The organism is Micromonospora sp. WMMC264, assembly GCF_027497275.1.
Lineage (GTDB): Bacteria > Actinomycetota > Actinomycetes > Mycobacteriales > Micromonosporaceae > Micromonospora > Micromonospora chalcea.
The window spans coordinates 358,304-379,348 of sequence record NZ_CP114907.1 but is presented as its reverse complement, the minus strand read 5'-3'; the positions used below and the strand labels follow the sequence as shown (position 1 = coordinate 379,348).

The 21,045-nt window shown below is 73.3% G+C and carries 21 protein-coding genes and 1 pseudogene; 5 read left to right on the top strand and 17 right to left on the bottom strand.

The window, feature by feature from the left end:
- Positions 1-31: 31 nt before the first annotated feature.
- Positions 32-1,993, bottom strand: a pseudogene (locus tag O7542_RS01790) (propionyl-CoA synthetase); the annotation flags it as partial.
- A gap of 235 nt (positions 1,994-2,228) precedes the next feature.
- On the opposite strand from O7542_RS01790, the gene O7542_RS01785 reads away from it, so the two are divergent.
- On the top strand, positions 2,229-2,711 hold the full coding sequence (locus O7542_RS01785; RefSeq protein WP_113974819.1) for a hypothetical protein: 483 nt from the start codon (positions 2,229-2,231) through the stop codon (positions 2,709-2,711).
- A 51-nt stretch (positions 2,712-2,762) separates the two neighbouring features.
- Here the strand turns inward: O7542_RS01785 and O7542_RS01780 are convergent, their stop codons facing one another.
- Complete coding sequence (locus tag O7542_RS01780) at positions 2,763-3,305, bottom strand: hypothetical protein (protein ID WP_043328936.1); 543 nt, start codon at positions 3,303-3,305, stop codon at positions 2,763-2,765.
- A 98-nt stretch (positions 3,306-3,403) separates the two neighbouring features.
- Between O7542_RS01780 and O7542_RS01775 the strand changes: the two genes are divergently transcribed.
- Positions 3,404-4,624, top strand: a complete 1,221-nt coding sequence (locus tag O7542_RS01775) for a GNAT family N-acetyltransferase (RefSeq protein WP_281605596.1) — start codon at positions 3,404-3,406, stop codon at positions 4,622-4,624.
- 127 nt (positions 4,625-4,751) lie between these two features.
- Positions 4,752-5,126: a hypothetical protein gene (locus O7542_RS01770; protein WP_281605595.1), complete on the top strand. Its 375-nt coding sequence runs from the start codon at positions 4,752-4,754 to the stop codon at positions 5,124-5,126.
- A gap of 16 nt (positions 5,127-5,142) precedes the next feature.
- Here O7542_RS01770 and O7542_RS01765 read toward each other — a convergent pair whose 3' ends face one another.
- The 4 genes from O7542_RS01765 to O7542_RS01750 all read right to left on the bottom strand — a co-directional run bounded on the left by O7542_RS01765 (position 5,143) and on the right by O7542_RS01750 (position 8,151).
- On the bottom strand, positions 5,143-5,613 hold the full coding sequence (locus O7542_RS01765; protein WP_043328932.1) for a ribose-5-phosphate isomerase: 471 nt from the start codon (positions 5,611-5,613) through the stop codon (positions 5,143-5,145).
- 71 nt (positions 5,614-5,684) lie between these two features.
- On the bottom strand, positions 5,685-6,884 hold the full coding sequence (locus tag O7542_RS01760) for a DUF1015 family protein (RefSeq protein WP_281605594.1): 1,200 nt from the start codon (positions 6,882-6,884) through the stop codon (positions 5,685-5,687).
- A 132-nt stretch (positions 6,885-7,016) separates the two neighbouring features.
- Positions 7,017-7,346 (bottom strand): hypothetical protein, encoded by a 330-nt coding sequence (locus tag O7542_RS01755; RefSeq protein WP_069087302.1) that lies wholly within the window; start codon positions 7,344-7,346, stop codon positions 7,017-7,019.
- Positions 7,347-7,527: 181 nt separating this feature from the next.
- Positions 7,528-8,151, bottom strand: coding sequence for a DSBA oxidoreductase (locus O7542_RS01750; protein ID WP_043328926.1), 624 nt, complete (start codon positions 8,149-8,151; stop codon positions 7,528-7,530).
- 229 nt (positions 8,152-8,380) lie between these two features.
- Between O7542_RS01750 and pepN the strand changes: the two genes are divergently transcribed.
- Entirely contained in the window at positions 8,381-10,927 is a 2,547-nt protein-coding gene (pepN, locus tag O7542_RS01745; RefSeq protein WP_209964409.1) for an aminopeptidase N, read from the top strand.
- 87 nt (positions 10,928-11,014) lie between these two features.
- Positions 11,015-11,578: a Uma2 family endonuclease gene (locus O7542_RS01740; RefSeq protein ID WP_064448676.1), complete on the top strand. Its 564-nt coding sequence runs from the start codon at positions 11,015-11,017 to the stop codon at positions 11,576-11,578.
- 61 nt (positions 11,579-11,639) lie between these two features.
- Here the strand turns inward: O7542_RS01740 and O7542_RS01735 are convergent, their stop codons facing one another.
- The 11 genes from O7542_RS01735 to O7542_RS01685 all read right to left on the bottom strand — a co-directional run bounded on the left by O7542_RS01735 (position 11,640) and on the right by O7542_RS01685 (position 21,030).
- Complete coding sequence (locus O7542_RS01735; RefSeq protein WP_030502180.1) at positions 11,640-12,053, bottom strand: DUF5130 family protein; 414 nt, start codon at positions 12,051-12,053, stop codon at positions 11,640-11,642.
- Entirely contained in the window at positions 12,040-12,327 is a 288-nt protein-coding gene (locus tag O7542_RS01730) for a hypothetical protein (RefSeq protein WP_043328923.1), read from the bottom strand. Before O7542_RS01730 ends, O7542_RS01735 begins: the two co-directional genes overlap by 14 nt.
- A gap of 74 nt (positions 12,328-12,401) precedes the next feature.
- A complete protein-coding gene (locus O7542_RS01725; RefSeq protein WP_209962950.1) occupies positions 12,402-13,874 on the bottom strand; it encodes an amidase in 1,473 nt (490 codons plus the stop codon).
- 117 nt (positions 13,875-13,991) lie between these two features.
- The gene (locus tag O7542_RS01720) at positions 13,992-14,993 is read right to left on the bottom strand and encodes an amidohydrolase family protein (protein WP_176722732.1); all 1,002 of its coding nucleotides are present in this window, start codon (positions 14,991-14,993) and stop codon (positions 13,992-13,994) included.
- 5 nt (positions 14,994-14,998) lie between these two features.
- A complete protein-coding gene (locus O7542_RS01715) occupies positions 14,999-15,523 on the bottom strand; it encodes a 3-hydroxyanthranilate 3,4-dioxygenase (RefSeq protein ID WP_030502185.1) in 525 nt (174 codons plus the stop codon).
- Positions 15,516-15,941: a RidA family protein gene (locus O7542_RS01710; RefSeq protein ID WP_069087300.1), complete on the bottom strand. Its 426-nt coding sequence runs from the start codon at positions 15,939-15,941 to the stop codon at positions 15,516-15,518. Before O7542_RS01710 ends, O7542_RS01715 begins: the two co-directional genes overlap by 8 nt.
- The gene (locus tag O7542_RS01705; RefSeq protein ID WP_209962952.1) at positions 15,938-16,711 is read right to left on the bottom strand and encodes a 4-oxalocrotonate decarboxylase; all 774 of its coding nucleotides are present in this window, start codon (positions 16,709-16,711) and stop codon (positions 15,938-15,940) included. Before O7542_RS01705 ends, O7542_RS01710 begins: the two co-directional genes overlap by 4 nt.
- Positions 16,708-17,763 carry a 4-hydroxy-2-oxovalerate aldolase gene (dmpG, locus tag O7542_RS01700; RefSeq protein WP_166457057.1) on the bottom strand — a complete coding sequence of 352 codons (1,056 nt, stop codon included), beginning with the start codon at positions 17,761-17,763 and terminating at the stop codon, positions 16,708-16,710. Before dmpG ends, O7542_RS01705 begins: the two co-directional genes overlap by 4 nt.
- Positions 17,760-18,698, bottom strand: a complete 939-nt coding sequence (locus O7542_RS01695; protein WP_281605593.1) for an acetaldehyde dehydrogenase (acetylating) — start codon at positions 18,696-18,698, stop codon at positions 17,760-17,762. Before O7542_RS01695 ends, dmpG begins: the two co-directional genes overlap by 4 nt.
- Complete coding sequence (locus tag O7542_RS01690) at positions 18,695-19,492, bottom strand: fumarylacetoacetate hydrolase family protein (RefSeq protein ID WP_069087296.1); 798 nt, start codon at positions 19,490-19,492, stop codon at positions 18,695-18,697. Before O7542_RS01690 ends, O7542_RS01695 begins: the two co-directional genes overlap by 4 nt.
- A gap of 56 nt (positions 19,493-19,548) precedes the next feature.
- Positions 19,549-21,030, bottom strand: coding sequence for a 2-hydroxymuconic semialdehyde dehydrogenase (locus tag O7542_RS01685; protein WP_281606522.1), 1,482 nt, complete (start codon positions 21,028-21,030; stop codon positions 19,549-19,551).
- Between the last annotated feature and the right edge of the window lie 15 nt (positions 21,031-21,045).

Here is a 21,045-nt window from a genome sequence, read left to right as displayed (position 1 = left end):
CCCGGCCGGTGGAGCCCGGCCGGGGACCGCGTCAGCCCTGCCCGTCCCGGTCCGCGGCGCCGAGGTCGCGGAAGACGGTGAGCGCGCCCGCGTCGTCGATGGTCGCCGGGACCGGCTCGTCGCGCCCCTCGACCAGGCCCCGCATGGTGCGCCGCAGGATCTTCCCGGAACGGGTCTTGGGCAGCGCCGGCACCACTGTCACCCGGCGGAACGCGGCCACCGGGCCGATCCGCTGCCGGACCAGCGCGACCAGTTCGGCGGCGAGCGCGTCCGAGTCCACGTCGGCGCCGGCCTTGAGCACCACGTACCCGCTGGGCACCTGCCCCTTCAGCGCGTCGGCCACGCCGATCACCGCGCACTCGGCCACCGCCGGGTGCGTCGCCAGGACCTCCTCCATCGCGCCGGTGGACAGGCGATGCCCGGCCACGTTTATGACGTCGTCGGTGCGGCCCATCACGTACAGGTAGCCGTCCTCGTCGAACCGGCCGCCGTCGCCGGTCAGGTAGTGGCCGGGAAACGTCGACAGGTAGGAGCGGACGAACCGCTCGTCGTCACCCCAGAGCGTGGGCAGGCAGCCGGGCGGCAGCGGCAGCCGGATCACGATCGAGCCGTCCGTGCCGGGCGGCACGTCCCGGCCCGCGCCGTCGACCACGCGCACGTCGTAGCCGGGCACCGGCACCGTCGGCGACCCCGGCTTGATCGGCAGCGGCTCCAGGCCGCGCGGGTTGGCCGCCACCGGCCAGCCGGTCTCCGTCTGCCACCAGTTGTCGACCACGGGTACGCCGAGCCGCTGCCCCGCCCAGGCCCAGGTGTCCGGGTCCAGCCGCTCACCGGCGAGGAAGAGGGTACGCAGCGCGCTCAGGTCGTACCGGTCGATGTGCGCGCCGTCCGGGTCCTGGCGGCGGATCGCCCGGATCGCGGTGGGCGCGGTGAACAGGGCGGCCACCCGGTGCTCGGCGGCGACCCGCCAGAACGCCCCGGCGTCGGGGGTGCCGACCGGCTTGCCCTCGTAGAGCACGGTGGTCGCGCCGGTGAGCAGCGGCGCGTACACGATGTAGGAGTGGCCGACCACCCAGCCAACGTCGGAGGCGGCCCAGAAGACCTCGCCCGGCTCGATGCCGTAGACGTTGCGCATCGACCAGCGCAACGCCACCGCGTGCCCGCCGTTGTCCCGCACCACGCCCTTGGGCCGGCCGGTGGTGCCGGAGGTGTAGAGGACGTAGAGCGGGTCCGTGGCGGCCACCGGCTCGCACGGCGCCGGTTCCGCGTCCGCCATCACCTCGGCCCAGGTCAGGTCGCGGCCCGGCACCAGCGGAGCCGGTTCCTGCGGGCGCTGCACCACCACGCAGCGCTCCGGCGCGTGCCCGGCCTCGTCCAGCGCGGCGGCCAGGATCGGGTGGTACGGCACCACCCGGTCGGCCTCGATGCCGCAGGAGGTCGCCACCACCACCTTCGGCCGCGCGTCGTCGATCCGGACGGCCAGCTCGTGCGCGGCGAAGCCGCCGAATACCACCGAGTGCACCGCGCCGATCCGGGCGCAGGCCAGCATGGCGATCACCGCCTCCGGGACCATCGCCAGGTAGAGCAGCACCCGGTCGCCCCGGCCGACGCCGAGCCGGCGCAGCGCACCGGCGAACCGGGCGGTCTCGGCGAGCAGTTCGGCGTAGGTGAGCGTGCGGACCGTGCCGGTCACCGGGCTGTCGTGGATCAACGCGGGCTGGTCGCCACGCCCGGCGGTGACGTGCCGGTCCAGCGCGTTGTGACAGGTGTTCAGCACCCCGTCGGGGAACCAGCGGTACAGCGGCGCCGCCTCCTCGTCGAGGATGTGCTCCGGCGGGATGACCCAGTCGATGTCGGCCGCCGCGTCCCGCCAGAAACCGGCCGGGTCGGCGATGCTCCGCTCGTACGCTGATCGATACGCGCCCATACCGTCATGCTGCGCCGCGGCGCACCGCCGGCACGACGGCCGGACGGGTCCGGTGCGCCGGAAGCACGGCCCGGCTCGCTGAACGGCCGCTCACGGCGGTGGGCGGTGGCCGCTCAGCCCAACGGGCGACGGATGAAGCCCGTGGGGCGGGGTAACCCAGCACGGTCCTGGTGGAGAGACGACCGGTGTCGCGGCGAACCGCGGCCGGGCACGCGGGCGGGCGGCGCGAATGCCGCCCGCCCGCGCATCCCGGGGCAAACCGAGTTTGATCGACGACGGCTGTCGACTAGCGTGCGCAGGCGTGAAAACCAATCGGATCTTGCCGATCCTCCTGACCTGTGCCGTGCTGGGGCTCGCCGCGTGCGGCGACGAGAAGCCCTCGACCACGGCCGGGCCGGCGGCCACCTCGGCCTCCGCCACCCCCTCGTCGGCTGCCCCCTCGCCGTCGGCGGCCGCCGCCGTGAGCGACAAGGAACTCTGCACCGCCGCAGAAAAGATCAACAAGGACATGCGGGCGAAGCTCATGACCGCCGTGCAGTCGGGCGGCGACCTGACGAAGCAGACCGGCGCGATCCTGACCGAGCTCGGTGACCGGGTGACCCAGCTCGCCGGGACCGCCGGCGACGGCAAGGCGGCCACCGCCCTGAAGGAGTTCGCCGCGGAGGCCGCCAAGGCGGGCTCAGCCGCCGACCCGGGCACCGCCGCCGACAACCCCGCCATGGAGAAGGCCAGCAAGGACATCAACGCCGCCTGCAAGACGGCCGGCGCACCGACCACCTTCTGACGCCGACGCCCCTGTCGTCCGTCCGGCGCGCGCCGGACGGACGACAGTCACCTAGACGCCGGTCACCCAGTTCCAGGCGGAGACCACCCACTCGGTCTGCTGCAGGTACGCCACCCCCACGCCGACCAGGAACAACGCGGTGACCAGGTGAGCACCCTTGGCGCTGCGGCGCACCCGGCCGAGCTGCCGTTCCAGGATCAGCCGGCCGAGCAGCCGGGCCAGCGCGAACAGGCCGACCGCGGTGAGCAGGCTGAGCACGAACGTGAGCAGCGGCGCGATCAGGTTGCCCCGCCCGGAGATCGCCCAGATGCCCCAGCAGACGAACGCGAACAGGGCCCCGGCGGCGCTCAGCTCCCCGCCCTTGCGGGCCTGGGCGAGATGCCAGCTCATCGGCCGGCGCGGCGCCGGCTCACCGGCCCAGTCGCCGTGCTGCTCGACGGTGGGGAACTGCTCGGTGCGGGGCGTACGCCGCGTGCGCGGCTGACCGACCGCCGCCACCCCGCGCTGGAACGCGTCCCGCTGCGGGGGCACCACCCCCGGCTGGGGCGGCACCTCCACGGTGCGCTCGGCCCACGGCTGTGTCTGGTCCGCCATCCTCGTCCTCCCCCTCGGCCGATCCCGGCCTCGCTTCCGAGGGTAGCCAGCCCGCAAATAGGGTGCCGACCCCCATCGCGGTGCGATACACACGTGCCGTGACTGACGTGCTGGTATCCCGAGCTGAGGACTTCGACGACATCGCGGCGCTGCTGGCGCTGGCCTTCCACGGCGATCTGGACCCCGACGTGCAGGCGCTCGAACGCCCGATCTTCGAGCCGGACCGGTCGTTACTGGTCCGCGACGGCGGAACGATCGTGGCAAACGCCGCCGCGTTCAGCCGCGAACTGGCCGTACCCGGCGCGAACGTGCCGGCCGCGCACGTGACGATGGTCGCTGTCGCGCCGACGCACCGGCGGCGCGGCCTGCTCACCGCGCTGATGCACCGCCAGCTGCGGGACGTCCGCGACGCCGGCCGGGAACCGATCGCGGTGCTCTGGGCCAGCGAGGGCCGCATCTATCCCCGCTTCGGCTACGGGTCGGCGGCACCGCGGTACATGCTGTCCGTGGACACCACCGGGCTGCGCCTGCCCGCCCCGGCGCCCGCCGAGGGCAGGCTGCGTCTGGACCGTCCGGAGGCGCGCCGGGACGAGCTGGCCCGGCTGTACGAGCAGGCGCGCGCCGACCGCCCCGGCTGGTCCCGCCGCGACGAGCGCTGGTGGTCGTACCTGCTGGCGGACCTGAAGGCGCACCGGGGCGGCGCCACCGAACGCCGGGTGCTGCTGCACGAGGGCCCCGGCGGGGTCGACGGATATGCGCTCTACCGGACGAAGGACAGCTCGACGGCCACCGGCCCGCAGGCCGAGACGCAGGTCGGCGAGGTGGTGGCGCTGACGCCGGAGGCGTACACGGCGCTGTGGCGCCTGCTGCTCTCGGTCGACCTGACCCGGCGGCTGTCGTTCCCGATCGCGGCCCTGGACGAGCCGCTGCTGCGGCTGGTGGACGAACCCCGCCAGCTCTCCCCGCACCTCGCCGACGCGCTCTGGGTGCGGGTGGTGGACGTGCCGGCCGCGCTCGCCGCCCGGCGCTACGCCGCTGACGTGGACGTGGTGATCGAGGTCACCGACGAGCTGCTGAAGGAGAACACCGGCCGCTGGCGGCTGGTCGGCGGCCCGGACGGGGCGGAGTGCACGCCCACCACCGCACCGGCCGGGCTGGCGTGTGACGTACGCGCGCTCGGTGAGCTGTACCTCGGCGGCGCGAACCCGTACGCGCTGGCCGCCGCCGGCCGTGTCCGGGAGCTGCTCCCGGACACGCTGACCGCGCTGACGCCCGCCTTCACCTGGTACCGCGCCCCCTCCCCCATGGAGGTCTTCTGACCGCCCGCCCCGCCCGTTTTCCCCGTCGATCATGAAGTTGGCGGCGTGAACCGTCCGTTTCGTCCCGGCCAACTTCATGATCGCGCGACCCCGGGCGCGGGTGGGTCGGGGGCGGTACGGTCGGGGGATGGGTGAGGCGGAGCGACGGCGACGACGGCTACGGCATCACGGCGAGGCCGGCGCCCCGGCCGACAGCGCCGACGGCACCACGGCCAGCACCGCCCCCGTACACGACGACGTGACGCCCCGGGCCCCGCGCGGCGGCCGGCCGGGCGAGCCGGAGCCGCGCGCACGCCGCGCCGCCCCGACCGCCGAGGAGGGCGAGCGCGGGCTGCGCGGGCTGGTCGGCTCCGGCTCGTCGCAGGTGAGCGTCACCGCCGCGCTGCGGGCACGGGACGCCGCCCGCCCCACCGACGACGATCTCGCCGCCGCGGAGGAGCGGGTGGTGCTGATCCGGCGCAACTGGGTGCCCCGCGAGGAGCTGCCCCGCAACGGGCGGTGAGCCCGGCGGCGTCCGGTCAGGCGGGCAGCTCGGGCAGCTTGCGGCTCTGCTCGTAGGCGGCCACCTGCTCGATGCGCCGGCTGTGCCGGGGGTTGCCGGAGAACGGCGTGGTCAGGAACGCCTCGACCAGCGCGGTCGCCTCGTCCAGCGTGTGCTGCCGGGCACCGATCGCGACGACGTTGGCGTCGTTGTGCTCGCGGGCCAGCTGGGCGGTCTCCACGTTCCACGCCAGCGCCGCCCGGACGCCGGCGACCTTGTTCGCGGCGATCTGCTCGCCGTTGCCGGAGCCGCCGATGACCACGCCGAGGCTGCCCGGGTCACCGACCACCCGGTCGCCGGTGTGCAGGCAGAACGCCGGGTAGTCGTCGTCCGGGTCGAAGGCGTGCGGACCCACGTCCACCACCTCGTAGCCCTGCTTGGCCAGGTGGTTGGCGAGGTGCACCTTCAACTCGAAACCGGCGTGGTCGGATCCCAGGTAGACGCGCATACCGCGCAGTCTGACAGGCCCGCCTCCGGGCCGGCGAACCGGCGGCGACCCGGAGGCGGTACGTCACACGGTCAGTGCGGCAGCTCGGCCACGACCAGGCCGGCCCGCGCCTTCGGGGTGAACCAGGTGCTCTTGCGGGGCATCTTCTCCCGGGCCAGGTTCACCGCGACGAAGTCGTCCACGGTCACCGGCGCGACGAGCACCGCCAGCTCGGCCCGGCCGGCGTCGACCTCACCGACGAGCCAGCTCGCCGGATAGTCGCCGCCCACGTACGTGATCCGCTTGTCGCCCGGGTCGAGGCCCAGCGCGTCGCGCAGCAGCAGGCGCTCGACGAGCGCGTGGTCGAGGTTCTCCAGCCGGCCCGCGCCGACGTGCGGCAGCGTCACCGCGTACCCCCGGCCGCCGAGGTAGAGGCGCACGACGCCGCCGGTGGCCGGCACGTCGACCGGCCCGTCCACCGGGGTGATCTCCGCGCCCGCCGCGCGCAGCCGGTCGAGCAACTCGTCCGGCGTGGTGGTCAGCTCGCTGACCAGCCGGTTGTAGGGCTGGATCGCGACCGACGCGGGCGTGGTGACCACCGCGAGGAAGCGCGGGAACCCGCCGGTCTGCGCGGCCAGGCTGCGGTGGTTGCCGTCCGCGACCACCAGCTCCCCGCCGCCCGCGAGCGTGGTCAGCTCGTCCTGCGCCGGGCCCGGGCCGAGCAGCCAGATGGCGTGCGTGCGACCGGACTGGTCGACGTCGGTCGCGGCGGGCGCGCCGGCCGCGTCGGTCGCCGCCGCGAGCGCGGCGTGCAGCTCGTCGCCCCTACCGGTCTGGAGCAGGAGTACGGGCGAGAGCAGGTGACCGAGCGCCTCGGCCAGGGCGACGCGCTCGCGCACCTTGGCGATGAACACGTCCTCGTTGCGGATCACCAGGCCCGGCTCGTCGGCGCGGGTGGAGATCTGGTCGGTGTCGACCATCGCCCACAGCCCGTACGCGCTCTCCTCGCCCGGCGCGCTGATCCGGTAGAGCACCACCACCTGCTCGGCCGGCGTGTAGCTGCCGTCCGCCTTCGCCTCGGCCAGGCGCGCCACCGCGTCCGGCAGCGCGTCGAGGAACGACTTCCCGAGGCTGCCCGGCGCCCGGTGGGGCATCTCGATGCCCAGCGCGCTGTGCGGATTCGCCTCGACGATGGAGGTGATCTCCGCGTCGTCGGCGAACTCGTCGTAGTTCTGCGCGCCGGTGCCGCCAGTGGTGATCCAGGCCCGGTTGATCGGATGCACGACCGTCATGTCCGCTGACGCTACCCGGGCCCCGATCGCCCCCGCCGCCGGACTCACCCCCTTACCACCAGGTGAAAGGAAGGGCCCCCTGTTAACGCCTCCGGTAGAGGAAGGGCCCCTTCTTAACACCGGGAGGGCGGCTCAGGCGGTGGGGTTACGGTGCCGGCCCGGAACCGGACGGCGAGCCGGGGCGGCGGGGCGGGAGCCGGCGTTGAGGCGTACCGTCGTCGCGCCCGCGGCGGCGCCGGTACGCGACGGCGCCCGCCCGGGCCGGACGGTCTCGGCCGGCGGCGTCATCCGCGACGTGGCCACCACCCGGGCCACGCCGACCACGATCGGCGGGGCCAGCAGGTCGGCCACCTCGGCCGGGCCGGCCGGCCAGTCGCTCTCGGTCACCGACCAGTACGTCGCACCGGAGTCCTCGGTCGCCGGCTGCGGCGCGTCGTCGGACATGCGGCGGTGCTTAGCCATGGGAACGCCTCCAGGAGCTGCCGTGGTGCGGCCTCGCGTGGGCCGTCGGCTGGGACATCCGGTGAAACGAGCCCCGCACCGGCCCGGTGACGGGCGGGTGCGGGGCTCGGGGCGCGCTGCGGGTGTTAACAAGGGGCCCTTCCGCTGCCGGAGGCGTTAAGAAGGGGCCCTTCCTTACCCCTCAGTCGAAGATGGGGCCCTGCTCGCGGGTGCGCTTGAGCTCGTAGAACCCGGGGGTGGCGGAGACCAGCAGCACGCCGTCCCAGAGCCGGCCGGCCGCCTCGCCCTTGGGCGCCGGGGTGATCACCGGGCCGAAGAAGGCGACCTGCCCGCCGTCCGGGCCCGGCGCGTGGATCACCGGCGTACCCACCTCGGTGCCGACCGGCCGCATGCCCGCCTCGTGGCTGGCCCGCAGCGCGTCGTCGTACTGGGTGGACTCGGCGGCGTCGGCGAGCGCCGGGTCCAGACCGACGTCGGTGAGCGCGCCGACCAGCATGTCGCGGCCCAGTTCCTCCTTGCCGAGGTGGATCCGGGTGCCCATCGCGGTGTAGAGCTTCGCCAGCGTCTCGGCGCCGTGCGCCTGCTCGACGGCGATGCACACCCGCACCGGACCCCAGCCCTTGACCATCAGGTCCTGGTACTCCTCCGGCAGGTCCCGGCCCTCGTTGAGCACGGACAGGCTCATCACATGGAACCGGATGTCCACGTCCCGGACCTGCTCGACCTCGAGCAGCCAGCGGGAGGTGATCCAGGCCCACGGGCACAGCGGGTCGAACCACATGTCCGCGGTGACACGTTCGGTCACGGTGTCATCCCTTCACGACAATGTCGCGCCGGGGATCCGGCGCGGTCACTCCCGATCCTCCACCCACGGCCGTATCGACCGGTACCGGAATGAGAGCGTGACCTCGACCACCGGGAGCGGTCCGTGCATGGAAGACTCGGTTCTCAGCGGGCCGTCACGAGCGGGCCGGGAAAGACCGGTGCCGCGGGGCGCGGCGAGACGAGTGGGATGGAGACGAACAGTGCCGGGAGTGCGCAACCTGACCCAGGTCGAGGCGACCGAGCGGGCCCGCCTGCTCGAGGTGACCGGGTACGACATCAGCCTTGACCTGTCGACCGCGGTGCAGCCCACCGGTCGCACGTTCCGCTCGGTGACCGAGGTCCGGTTCCGCTGCGCCGAGCCGGGGGCCACCACCTTCATCGAGGCGGCCGCCGAGTCGGTGCGTTCCGCCACGCTCAACGGCGAGCCGGTCGACCTGTCCGGCTGGTCCGCCGAGAAGGGCCTCACGCTGACCGGCCTGGCCGCCGAGAACGTGCTCGTGGTCGACGCCGACTTCGGCTACTCGAACAGCGGGCAGGGCCTGCACCGCACCGTCGACCCGGTGGACGGCGAGACCTACCTGTACAGCCAGTTCGAGACCGCCGACGCGCAGAAGGTCTACGCCTGCTTCGACCAGCCCGACCTGAAGAGCGTCTACACCTGGCACGCCACGGTGCCGGACCACTGGCGGGTCGTGTCGAACATGCCGGTGGCCCGCGAGGAGGCGGCCGGTGAGGGGCTGAAGACCGTGCACTTCGCGCTCTCGGAGCGGATGAGCACCTACATCACCGCGCTCTGCGCCGGGCCGTACCACGAGGTGCGCCGCAGCCACGACGGCATCGACATGGGCTACTTCTGCCGGGCCAGCATGGCCCCGCACATGGACGCCGACGACCTGCACCTGATCACTACGCAGGGCTTCGACTTCTTCCAGGAGAAGTTCGGCGTGCGTTACCCGCTGCCCAAGTACGACCAGCTCTGGGTGCCGGACTTCAACGCCGGCGCGATGGAGAACTTCGGCTGCGTCACGCACGCCGAGTCGCACTACATCTTCCGCTCGCAGGTCACCGACTTCGAGTACGAGCAGCGCGCCAACACGATCCTGCACGAGCTGGCGCACATGTGGTTCGGTGACCTGGTCACCATGCGCTGGTGGAACGACCTGTGGCTGAACGAGTCGTTCGCCGAGTGGGCCAGCCACTGGTGCAACACGCACGCCACCCGGTTCACCGACGCCTGGACCACGTTCCTGTCGATCCGCAAGAACTGGGGTTACCGGCAGGACCAGCTCTCCTCCACCCACCCGGTCTACTGCGAGATGCCGGACCTGGAGGCGGTCGAGGTCAACTTCGACGGCATCACGTACGCCAAGGGCGCGAGCGTGCTCAAGCAGCTCGTCGCGTACGTGGGCGAGGAGCCGTTCCTGGCCGGCCTGCGCGCCTACTTCGGCAAGTACGCGTGGGGCAACGCCACCTTCGACGACCTGCTGTCCGAGCTGGAGACGGCCTCGGGCCGGGAGCTGCGCAAGTTCGCCGCCCAGTGGCTGGAGACCGCGCAGGTCAACACGTTGCGCCCGGAGGTGACCATCGGCGCCGACGGCACGTACGAGCGGGTGGTGGTCCGGCAGGAGGCGCCGTCGGGCTACCCGACGCTGCGTACCCACCGCATCGGCGTGGGCCTGTACGACCTGACCGACGGCCGGCTGGTGCGCCGGGAGCTGATCGAGACGGACGTGACCGGCGAGCTGACCGAGCTGTCCGAGCTGCACGGCAAGCCCGCCGCGGACGTGCTGCTGCTCAACGACGAGGACCTCACGTACGCCAAGCTGCGGCTGGACGAGCGGTCGATGGCCACCGTGGTGCAGCACATCGCCGGCTTCGACTCGTCGCTGGCCCGGGCGCTGTGCTGGACGGCCGCCTGGGACATGACCCGTGACGCCGAGCTGTCGGCCCGCGACTACGTGGCGCTGGTGCTGGCCGGGCTGACCGCCGAGACGGACATCAACCTGGTCACGGCCACGCTGCGGCAGGCGAACACCGCGCTCACCTTCTACGCCGACCCGGAGTGGGCGCCGACCGGCTGGGCGGACCTGGCCCGTACCGCCCGGACCGCGCTGGCCGCCGCCGAGCCGGGCAGCGGTTTCCAGCTCGCCTGGGCCCGCGCGTACGCCTCGTCGGCCCGTTCCGGCGAGGACCTGGCGACGCTGCGCGGCTGGCTGGACGGCAACGGGGTGCCGGAGGGGCTGACCGTCGACACCGAGCTGCGCTGGACCGTGCTGCAGTCGCTCGTGGCCAACGGCGCCGCCGGTGCCGCCGACGTGGACGCGGAACTGGCCGCCGACCGTACCGCCAGCGGCGAGCGGGAGGCCGCGTACGCGCACGCGCTGGTGCCGACCGAGGAGAACAAGGCGGCGGTGTGGGCGCTGCTCACCGGCCCGGACGCGCTGCCCAACTGGCGCAACCGGGCGCTGCTGCAGGGCTTCACCCACGCGGCGCAGGTCGAGCTGACCGCGCCGTACCGGGAGCGGTACTTCGCCACGGTGGACCAGGTGTGGGCGCAGCGTGACAGCGAGCCGGCGCAGGAGTTCGTCCAGCTCGCCTACCCGGCGCACCTGGTCGAGGAGGACACGGTCGCGGCCACCGACGCGTGGCTGGCCCAGGACGGGCGGCCGGCGTCGCTGCGGCGGCTGGTGGCGGAGGGTCGCGACGGTGTGGTCCGCGCGCTGAGGGCCCGCGAGCGGGACGCCCGCAGCGCCTGAAAGCAGGGGCGCGGCGGCCGGGGGCCGGCGTGGGTGGGAGCCCGCGCCGACCCCCGGCCGTTATCGTGTGCGGAGGAGGTGGACGTGATGGCACAACCGACCCACGAGTGGCGCCCGCCGGAGCGGCCGTGGCAGGAGCAGGACCTGTCCGACCTCCCCGAGGACGGAAGCCGCTACGAGATCATCGACGGGAGCCTGCACGTGACCCCACCCCCCGGGTACGGGCACCAACTTCTGGCCGACGAGATCCGATCGGCGCTCCAGGCCACTGCGCCGACCGGTTGGTGGGTCATTCGGGAGGCCGGACTCCGGGCACCTGTCGCCAATCTCATTCCGGACATCTCCGTGCTGAAGCCGAGCGCTCCCCCGGACGGCTTGTGGACGCACCCCTCGGATGTCGCGCTCGTCGTCGAGATCGAGTCACCCAGCAGCCGCCGGTATGACCGGCTGATCAAGCCTCCGCTCTATGCCGAGGCCGGCATCCCGCACTACTGGCGGGTGGAGCGAGGCGACTTCGGCCCGGTGATCTACCGCTACCAACTGGTCAAGGGTGTCCACTACAACCTGATGGGTACGGTCGGGCCGGATGACGCCGCCCAGCTCGACGAGCCGTGGCCCATGCGCCTGGATCCTTCTGCCTGGCCCCGCTGAGACGACGAGAAAGCCCGGCCCGCGCGGTGCGCGGGCCGGGCTTCGTCGTGTGCGGGGCGGGTCAGCCCTTGCCGGCGTGGCTGGCGAGCTGGTCGAGGCCCTGGATGATGCCGCCGGCCAGGTCGCCGCCGCCGAAGGCGGCCACCATGGAGAGCGCGGCCAGCTTCGCGTACGTGTCCGGGATGCGCTTGCGCGCGTACCGGCCGGTGACGACCTCCAGCTGCCGCTGGTTGGGCGACACCGCGATCAGCACCGAGCGGTCGGGCTCGGCGAGCTGGCGGTGCAGCCGCTCGGCGTGCTCCCGGATCGGCTCGTCCAGCCCGCCGACGTAGACCGAGAAGACCAGGCCGGTGCCCTGGTCGGCGAGGCGCAGCGCCTCGTCGATGCGGAGCAGCTGACGGGTCGAGAACGGTCCGTCCAGCACGTCGGGCGGAGTGTCCGTCCCCGTCGTGGGCCGCGCTTCACCAACGGTCACTTGCGCCTCCGGTTCCACCGGCCGGCGCCTCCCGGCCGGCCTGCTCCTGCTTGCGGCTGGTCAACGCCGGCGCCTGCGCTCCGGCGGACAGCGCCGTGCCGGCCGAGTCGGCCAGCTGCTCCGGACGGCTCAGGAACCAGACCGGAGTGAAGTCGAAGGGCCGGCCCGGCCGGTAGCGCTTGGCGCCGCCACCGTTGCCACGGCTGCCCCCGACGGCCGCCAGGCCGGCGATCAGCAGCACCGCGGCGGCCGGGATGCCGACGAAGACCACCAACGTCTCGGTAACAGACAATCCCAACGCCCCCAGGCGGAAAGAGAGACCAGGAATGATTCGGGTCGGGTGACCGGTCAGGACCGGCCGCGCCGCACCTCACTTGTGATGTTCACGTTAGCGGAGTCGGTGGCCAGCCAGATTGCGGGGTGCTGATCCCATCCGCCACTCGAGTGCTCAAGCTGCGCGGCAGTGGCGACCAATGTCGCGTCGTCGCCGTACCGGCCGGTGAGCAGCACCCCGACCGGCAGGCCGTCGGGGGTGCGTCCGACCGGCAGGGAAACGGACGGATCGCCGGTGACGTTGAAGACCGCGCAGTACGGCGAGAAGCGCCGCTGCCTGTCGAAATCCTCTGCCGGTTCGAGGGCGGCGAGCTCGCCGACCGGCATCCGCGGGGCCGCGAGCGTCGGGCAGAGCAGCAGGTCACAACCGGCGGTACGGCGTACGCCGAGGCGTACCTGCGCCTGCAGCTCGCCGAGCGCGGCCATCAGCGTGGGGACGCCGAGGGCCGCGCCGCGCTCCCGCAGGTACCGGGTCAGCGGCAGCAGCTCGCCTTCCCGGTCGGGCGGGACCGGTGTGACCGCCAGCGCGTACCAGAGGGTCTCGAACAGCGGCCACGCCTCGGGGCCGAGCGGCGCGGGGACGTCGACCACCTCGTGCCCGGCGTCAGTGAGCAGCGCGGCGGCCCGGTCGACGGCGTCGACGCAGTCGGGGTGGACCGGCTCGTCGGCGAGCATCGGCGTGGTGAAGCGGCCGACGCGCAGCCGGCCGGGGCCGGTGGCGCGGGCGGAGCGGGCGACGCCGAGGTAGCCGCCGGCGGGCGCGGCCGGCGGCAGGTACGGCTCGCCGGGCACGGGTCGCGCCAGCACGTCGAGCAGCGCGGCCACGTCGGCGACGGTGCGGCCGATCGGCCCGTTCACCGGCAGCCCGAAGCCACCGAAGCCGAGTGGCCCGCCGGAGACCATGCCCCGGCTGGGTTTGTAGCCGATCAGACCGCAGAGCGCGGCCGGGATGCGCAGCGAGCCGCCGCCGTCGGAGCCCTGGGCCACCGGCACCAGTCCGGCGGCTACCGCTGCGGCCGCCCCGCCGCTGGACCCGCCCGCTGTGCCCGCGAGGTCCCACGGGTTGCGGGCCGGCGGCGCCACCAGCCCCTCGGAGTACAGCGAGCAGCCCAGCTCGGAGGTGGTGGTCTTGCCGACGCTGACCAGGCCGGCGTCGGTCATGAGGCGGACCACGTCGGCGTCGACCGGCGGGACGAAGTCGGCGAAGGCGGCCGAGCCGAAGGTGGTGCGTACCCCGGCGGTGAGGGTCAGGTCCTTGATCGCGGTCGGCACGCCGTGCAGGGGATGCCGGTCCGCCGCCGGGACCGCGTCGGCCGCGCGGGCGGCCGCCCGCCCGTGTTCGGCGGTGACGGTGACGAACGCGCCGACGGTGTCGCCGAGCGCCTCGACCCGGCGCAGGTGGTGCTCGACCAGTTCCAGGCTGGACAGCTCGCCCCGGCGGATCGCGGCGGCCTGTTCCAGCGCGGTCAGGTCGTGCGGCTCGGCCATGCCGTCCATCCTGCCGGTCCGGCGGCCGGGAGGCCGGGCGACACGTCCGGCGGGTCCTGCGCAGCGCCGGGTGCGTCCGTCGACTCTAGGGCGACGACGGACGCACCCGCGCCGGTCTCAGCGGCCGAGGAACCGCAGCGCGTTGCCGCCGAGCAGCGCGGCCCGCTGATCGTCGGTGAGGAAGTCCGCCCGGTGCACCACCTGGCCCACCGGCCGCTCCCCCAGCGGGTACGGGTAGTCGCTGCCGAGCAGCACCCGCTCGGCGCCCATGGTGTCCACGAGCAGCCGCAGCGCGGCCGGCTCGAAGACCACCGAGTCGACGTGGAACCGGTCCACGTACGAGCTGGGCGGCGCGCTCGACGCGCCGCGTACCAGGTCGCCGCGGCGGTGCCAGGCGTTGTCGGCGCGGCCCAGCCAGAACGGGAAGCTGCCGCCACCGTGCGCGAAGCAGATCCGCAGCGTCTCCGGCACCCGGTCGAACACGCCGCCGAGGATCAGCGCCAGCACCGACAGGTGCGTCTCGGCCGGCATCCCGGTCAGCCACCGGGCCATCCACCGGTCCAGGCGGGGGCCGCCGGGCATGTCCCACGGATGCACGAAGACCGGCGCGCCGACCTCGGCGCAGTGGGTGAGGAACTGCACGATGCCCGCGTCGTCCAGGTCCCGGTCGCCGACGTGGTTGCCGATCTCCACCCCGGCGTGCCCGGCCGCCAGGCAGCGGTCCAGCTCGGCGCAGGCCGCGTCCGCGTCCTGCAACGGCACCTGGCAGAACGGCACCAGCCGGTCGCCGCCGGCCGCGGTGACCTCCAGCGTGAGGTCGTTGAAGATCCGGGCCACCTTGACCGCCTGGTCGGCCGGACGGTCGTAGCTGAAGAAGACCGGGGTGGGCGAGACGACCTGCACGTCCACGCCGTCGGCGGCCATGTCGGCGAGCCGGGTCGGCGCGTCCCAGCACTGCGCGCCGATCGGGCGGAACTCCGTCTCCCCCACCATGATCATGGCGGCGCGCTCGGAGTCCACCCGCAGCCAGGGCCAGCCGGACCCGCCGCACGCCGCGGCGAGGTCCGGCCACCCCTTCGGTACGACGTGCGTGTGCACGTCCACGACCGGCATCGACACCGGCGTCAGCCCTTGCCCGGGTGCAGCGCGCCGCAGTTGTCGCAGGTGCGGGCCTTCTCGTCGGCGTAGAACGCGGCGAAGACCGGGGGCAGGTCGGCGGCGATGTCGCGGACCTGCAACTCCACCTCGTGCACCTTGTGGTGGCACTCGGCGCAGTACCACTGGAACTTCTCCAGCGTGCCCTCCTCGCGGACCCGCTCGATCACCATGCCGATCGAGCCGGCCTCGGGACGCTGCGGCGAGTGCGGGGTGTTGCGCGGCAGCATCCACATCTGGCCCTCGCGCACGTGCACCGTACGCGGCCCCTCGGGCAGCATCAGGTTGACGTGCATGTTGCCCTTGACCTGGTAGAAGAACTCCTCGTACGGGTCGACGTGGAAGTCCGTGCGCTGGTTCGGGCCGCCCACCACCATGACGATGAAGTCGTCGCTGCCGGGCAGCATCTCCTTGTTGCCCACCGGGGGCTTGAGCAGGTGCTGGTTGTCGCCGATCCAGCCGGAGAAGCTGAACGGCTCGGCGATCTCACTCATGGGAACCTCCCGACGGAAGAAGGGCGACGGCCTGCATCTCGATCAGCAGATGCGGGTGCGGAAGCTGGTGCACGGCCACAGTGGTCCGGGTCGGGCCGGTGGCGTCGAAGAACTCGGCCCACACCTGGTTGTAGCCACCGAAGTCGTTCATGTTGACCAGGTAGCTGGTGACCTGCACCAGGTCGCCGAGGTCGGCACCGACCGAGCGCAGCAGGTCCCGGATGTTCTCGATCACGGCCCGGGTCTGCTCCCGGATGTCCAGGTCGGTGGTGCCGAGCTCGTCCACCGACACCCCGGCGAACGTGTTGTCCGGTCGGCGCGACGACGTACCGGACACGTAGACGAATCCGCCGGCCACCTTGACGTGCGGGAACGCGCCCCGCGGCACGGCCTTCCCGGCCACCACGCGGGCGGTCATGGGAGAGCCTTCAGGGAGGCGGAACCCAGCTTCTCCACTGTGGCGCGGACGTGCGCCCCGGGGCGCAGCGGCACCGCGGCGGTGGCCGCGCCGGCCAGGAACACCCAGCCCTTGCGCAGCCGGACGCCGTGCCGGCCGGCCAGCCGCAGGCCCTCGTCCAGCGCGCGGCGCGGGTCGCCGAGGATGGCCGCGGTCGAGCCGACCTGCGCCACCCGCCCGTCGATCTCCAGCAGCACGCCGAGGTTGTCCAGCCCGTCCGGCACCGGCGACCACGGCCCGACCACGAACGCGGCGGCCGAGGTGTTGTCGGCGACCACGTCCGGCAGGGAGAAGGTGAAGTTCGCGTACCGGGAGTCGATCAGCTCGATCGCCGGGGCGACAGCGCGTACCGCCCGGGTGAACGAGCCGACCGGTTCGCCCGGGTCGGGCAGCCGGTCCAGCAGGAACGCCACCTCCGGCTCGACGCGCGGGTGGATGAAGTCACCGACGTCGACGGCGCCGCCGTCGGGCACCCGCATCACGTCGGTCAGCCGGCCCCAGATCACCTCGTCCACGCCGACCTGCGCCATCTTCGCCTTGCTGGTGAGGCCCATCTTCAGGCCGACCAGCCGCTCGCCCCGGTCGAGGCGGCGCTTCACCAGCGCGGTCTGCACCGCGTACGCGGCGTCGACGTCGAGGCCGGTCTCGGCGGCGAGCTGCGGGATCGCGGTGGCGGTGTCGGCCGCCGCGCCCAGCTTCTCCGCGATGCCGGCGATGTCCGGCCCGATCATGAGGTCTCCTTGCTCGCCAGGTCCAGTGCCACGTCCACGATCATGTCCTCCTGGCCGCCGACCATCCGGCGACGGCCCAGCTCGACCAGGATCGAGCGGACGTCCACGCCGTACTTGGCCGAGGCACGCTCGGCGTGCCGCAGGAAGCTGGAGTAGACGCCCGCGTACCCCAGGGAGAGCGTCTCCCGGTCCACCTGGACCGGCCGGTCCTGCAACGGGCGGACGAGGTCGTCGGCGGCGTCCATCAGCGCGAACACGTCACAGCCGTGCTTCCAGCCGTGCAGCTCGGCGACCGCGACGAAGACCTCCAGCGGCGCGTTGCCCGCGCCCGCGCCCATGCCGGCCAGCGAGGCGTCCACCCGGACGGTCCGCCCGGACGGCGAACCGAGCGGGCCGTCGCCGAGGATCCGGCCGTGCTCGACCGCCAGCACGCTGTTCGCCACGCCCAGGGACAGGTTGTGGTGCGCGTGGATGCCGATCTGCGTCTCCGGCTCCAGCACCTGCCGGTACGCGTCGACGCGCTGCGCCACGTCGGACATCAGCAGCCGCCCGCCGGAGTCGGTGACGTAGACGCAGTGCGCGCCGTACGACTCCATCAGCTTGGCCTGCGCGGCCAGCCCGGCCGGGTCGTTGAGGTGCGACATCATCAGGAACCCGGAGACGTCCATGTCGTTCTCGCGGGCCCAGGCGATGTGCTGGGCGGAGATGTCCGCCTCGGTGCAGTGCGTGGCGATCCGGACGCTGGTCACGCCGAGCGCCTTCGCCGCCTTCAGGTCGGCGATGGTGCCGATGCCCGGCAGCAGCAGCGTGGTCAGCCGCGCGGTGGTCAGCACCTCGGCGGCGGCGGCGATCCAGTCCGCGTCGGCGGCGGCGCCGTGCCCGTAGTTGACGCTGGAGCCGGCCAGGCCGTCGCCGTGCGCCACCTCGACAGCGGCCACACCGGCCGCGTCGAGTGCGGCGGCGATGGTACGCACCTGGTCGACCGTGTAGCGGTGCCCGATGGCGTGCATGCCGTCGCGCAGCGTCACGTCCTGGATGTACAGGTCGGTCATCGGGGTGCCCCCTCCGGGGAACGCAGCGCCACCAGCCGCTCCGCGGTGCGCAGCGCGGCCGACGTCATGATGTCGAGGTTCCCGGCGTACGCGGGCAGGTAGTGCCCGGCGCCGGAGACCTCCAGGAACACCGACACCTGCAGGCCGGTGAAGTGCCGGCCGAGCACCGGCGCGTACGTGTCGACGGCGTCGAACTGCACGTCCTGCTTGAGCCGGTAGCCGGGCACGTACTCCTGCACGGCCTTGACCATGTCGGCCACCGAGGCGGCGATCTTCACCCGGTCGGCGTCGGCGTCCGGGCACAGGCAGTAGACCGTGTCGCGCATCAGCAGCGGCGGGTCGGCCGGGTTCAGCACGATGATGGCCTTGCCGCGCTCGGCGCCGCCGACCACCTCGATCGCCCGGGCGGTGGTCTCGGTGAACTCGTCGATGTTGGCCCGGGTGCCCGGACCGGCCGACTTCGAGGCGATCGAGGCGACGATCTCGCCGTACGCGACCGGGGTGACCCGGCCGACCGCGTGCACGATCGGCACCGTCGCCTGCCCGCCGCAGGTCACCATGTTGACGTTGGGCTCGGCCAGGTGCTCGTCGAGGTTCACCGGCGGCACCACGTACGGGCCGATCGCGGCCGGGGTCAGGTCGACGACCGTGCGCCCGTGTGCCCGCAGCACCTCGTCGTGCCGCTTGTGCGCGCCGGCCGAGGTGGCGTCGAAGACGAGCTGGACGTCGGCGAACTCGGGCAGCGCGACCAGGCCGTCGACGCCCTCGGCGGTGGTGGTCACGCCGAGCCGGCGGGCCCGGGCCAGACCGTCCGAGGCCGGGTCGATGCCGGCCATCGCCACCATGCGCAGGCTCTCACTGAGCCGCAGCACCTTGATCATCAGGTCGGTGCCGATGTTGCCCGACCCGAGCACCGCCACTCCGACGCCGCTCATGAGCTTCCCTCCCGCGAGAAACAGGTACGCACCGAGCCGAGCCCGGAGATGCGCGCCTCGTACGCGGCGCCGGGCGTGACCGGCACCATCGGGCCGAGCGCGCCGGAGAGCACCACGTCACCGGCCTTGAGCGGGTCGCCCGCCCGGGCCATGGTCGCGGCCAGCCACTGCAACGCGTGCAGCGGGTTGCCGAGGCAGGCCGCGCCCGCGCCGACCGAGACCGGCTCACCGGCGTGCTCCAGCACCATGCCGCACAACCGCAGGTCCACGTCGGCGAGCCGCCGGGGCGCGGTGCCGAGCACGAACAGCCCGCTGGAAGCGTTGTCCGCCACCGTGTCCACGATGGAGATGTCCCAGTCGGCGACCCGCGAGTCGACGATCTCGATGGCCGGCAGCACGTGGTCCACCGCCCGGATCAGGTCGACAGTGGTGACCCGCTCGTCCGGCAGGTCCGCGCCGAGCACGAAGGCGATCTCCGCCTCCACCCGCGGCTGGAGCAGCCGGTCGATCGGCACCTCGACGCCGTCGCCGACGGCCATGTCGTCGAAGAGCACCCCGAAGTCGGGCTGGAAGACGCCGAAGCTCTCCTGCACGGTCCGCGACGTCAGGCCGATCTTCGCGCCGACGCGGCGGTGCCCCTTGCCCAGCCGTTGCCGGGTGTAGACCTGCTGCACCTGGTACGCGGCCTCGACGTCGCCCTCGGGCAGCAGCCGGCCGCGCAGCGGCGGGCAGGGTTTGCCCTCCTGCCGGGCCACCGCGAGTTCCCGGTTGGCGGCCTCGATGTCCACGGTCATGGCGGTTCCTCGCTTACGTCGCTGGGGATTCCGGCCATTCTGCCCACCACGCGCGCTCATGACAGGTCCACACAGACGTTTGTCAGTTCCGAATAGAAGTCGAGCGAGTGCACGCCGCCCTCGCGGCCGACACCCGACGCCTTCACCCCGCCGAACGGGGTGCGCAGGTCGCGCAGGAACCAGGTGTTCACCCAGACGATGCCGGCGTCGAGCCGGGCGCCGGCCCGGTGCGCCCGGCCCACGTCCCGCGTCCACACCGTCGCGGCCAGGCCGTAGTCGGTACCGTTGGCCAGCGCGAACGCCTCGTCCTCGTCGTCGAACGGCGCGACGTGCACCACCGGGCCGAAGATCTCCTCCTGGTTGGTGCGGGCGTCCGCGCCGAGGCCGGTGAGCACCGTCGGCTGCACGTACGCCCCGCCGTCGCGGCCGTCGCCGAAGCGCGGCGTGCCGCCGCCCGCGCGGACCTCGGCGCCCTCGGTGCGCGCCAGCGCGTAGTGGCCGAGCACCTTGTCCCGGTGCCCGTGCGAGATCAGCGGCATGTTCGCCGTCGCCTCGTCGTCCGGCCAGCCGTACGCCAGCTCGTCGGCACGCTTGGCCAGCCGCGCGGTGAACTCCTCGAACACCGGCCGCTGCACGTAGATGCGCTCGGTACACAGGCACACCTGGCCGCCGTTTGTGAAACTGGACCGCACCGAGCCGGCCACCGCCGCGTCCAGGTCGGCGTCGGCGAACACCAGGCCGGCGTTCTTGCCGCCCAGCTCGAAGCTGACCGCCTTCACCCCGTCGGCGGCGGCGCGCATGATCGCGCTGCCGGTCGCCGACTCGCCGGTGAACGTGATCGCGTCCACGCCCGGGTGGCGGGTCAGGTGCTCGCCGGCCGAGCCCGGGCCGAAGCCGTGCACCAGGTTGAACACGCCGTCGGGCACGCCCGCCGCGGCCATCACCTCGGCCAGCAGCGTGGCGGAGGCCGGGGTCTCCTCGCTGGGTTTGACCACCACGGCGTTGCCGCAGGCCAGGGCCGGGGCGACCTTCCAGGTGAGCAGCAGCAGCGGCAGGTTCCACGGCACGATCACCGCGACCACGCCGACCGGCTTGCGGACCGCGTAGTTCAGCGCCCGGCCACCGGTCGGGGTGACAGTGGTGAACGACTCGGTGGGCGCGGTCGCGACGATCTCGGCGAACGCGCGGAAGTTGGCCGCGCCGCGCGGGATGTCGAGCGTCCGGGCCTGCGAGATGGCCTTGCCGGTGTCCGCCACCTCGGCGGCAACCAGGTCGTCGAAGCGCCGCTCCAGCTCGTCGGCGACCCGGCGCAGCACCTCGGCGCGTTCCCGCTCCCCCATCCGGCCCCACGGGCCGCGCAGCGCCGCCCGGGCCGCGGCCACCGCGTCGTCCACCGTGGACTGCGACGCCTCGACCACCTCGAACACCGGCTCGCCGGTGACCGGGCTGCGCTTGGTGAACCGGGAGCCGGCGTCGACGAACGCGCCGCCGACGAAGTTGCGCAGCAGGCCGGGGCCGTCCGGCGCGTGCCCGGCCATCAGCCGGGGATCCCA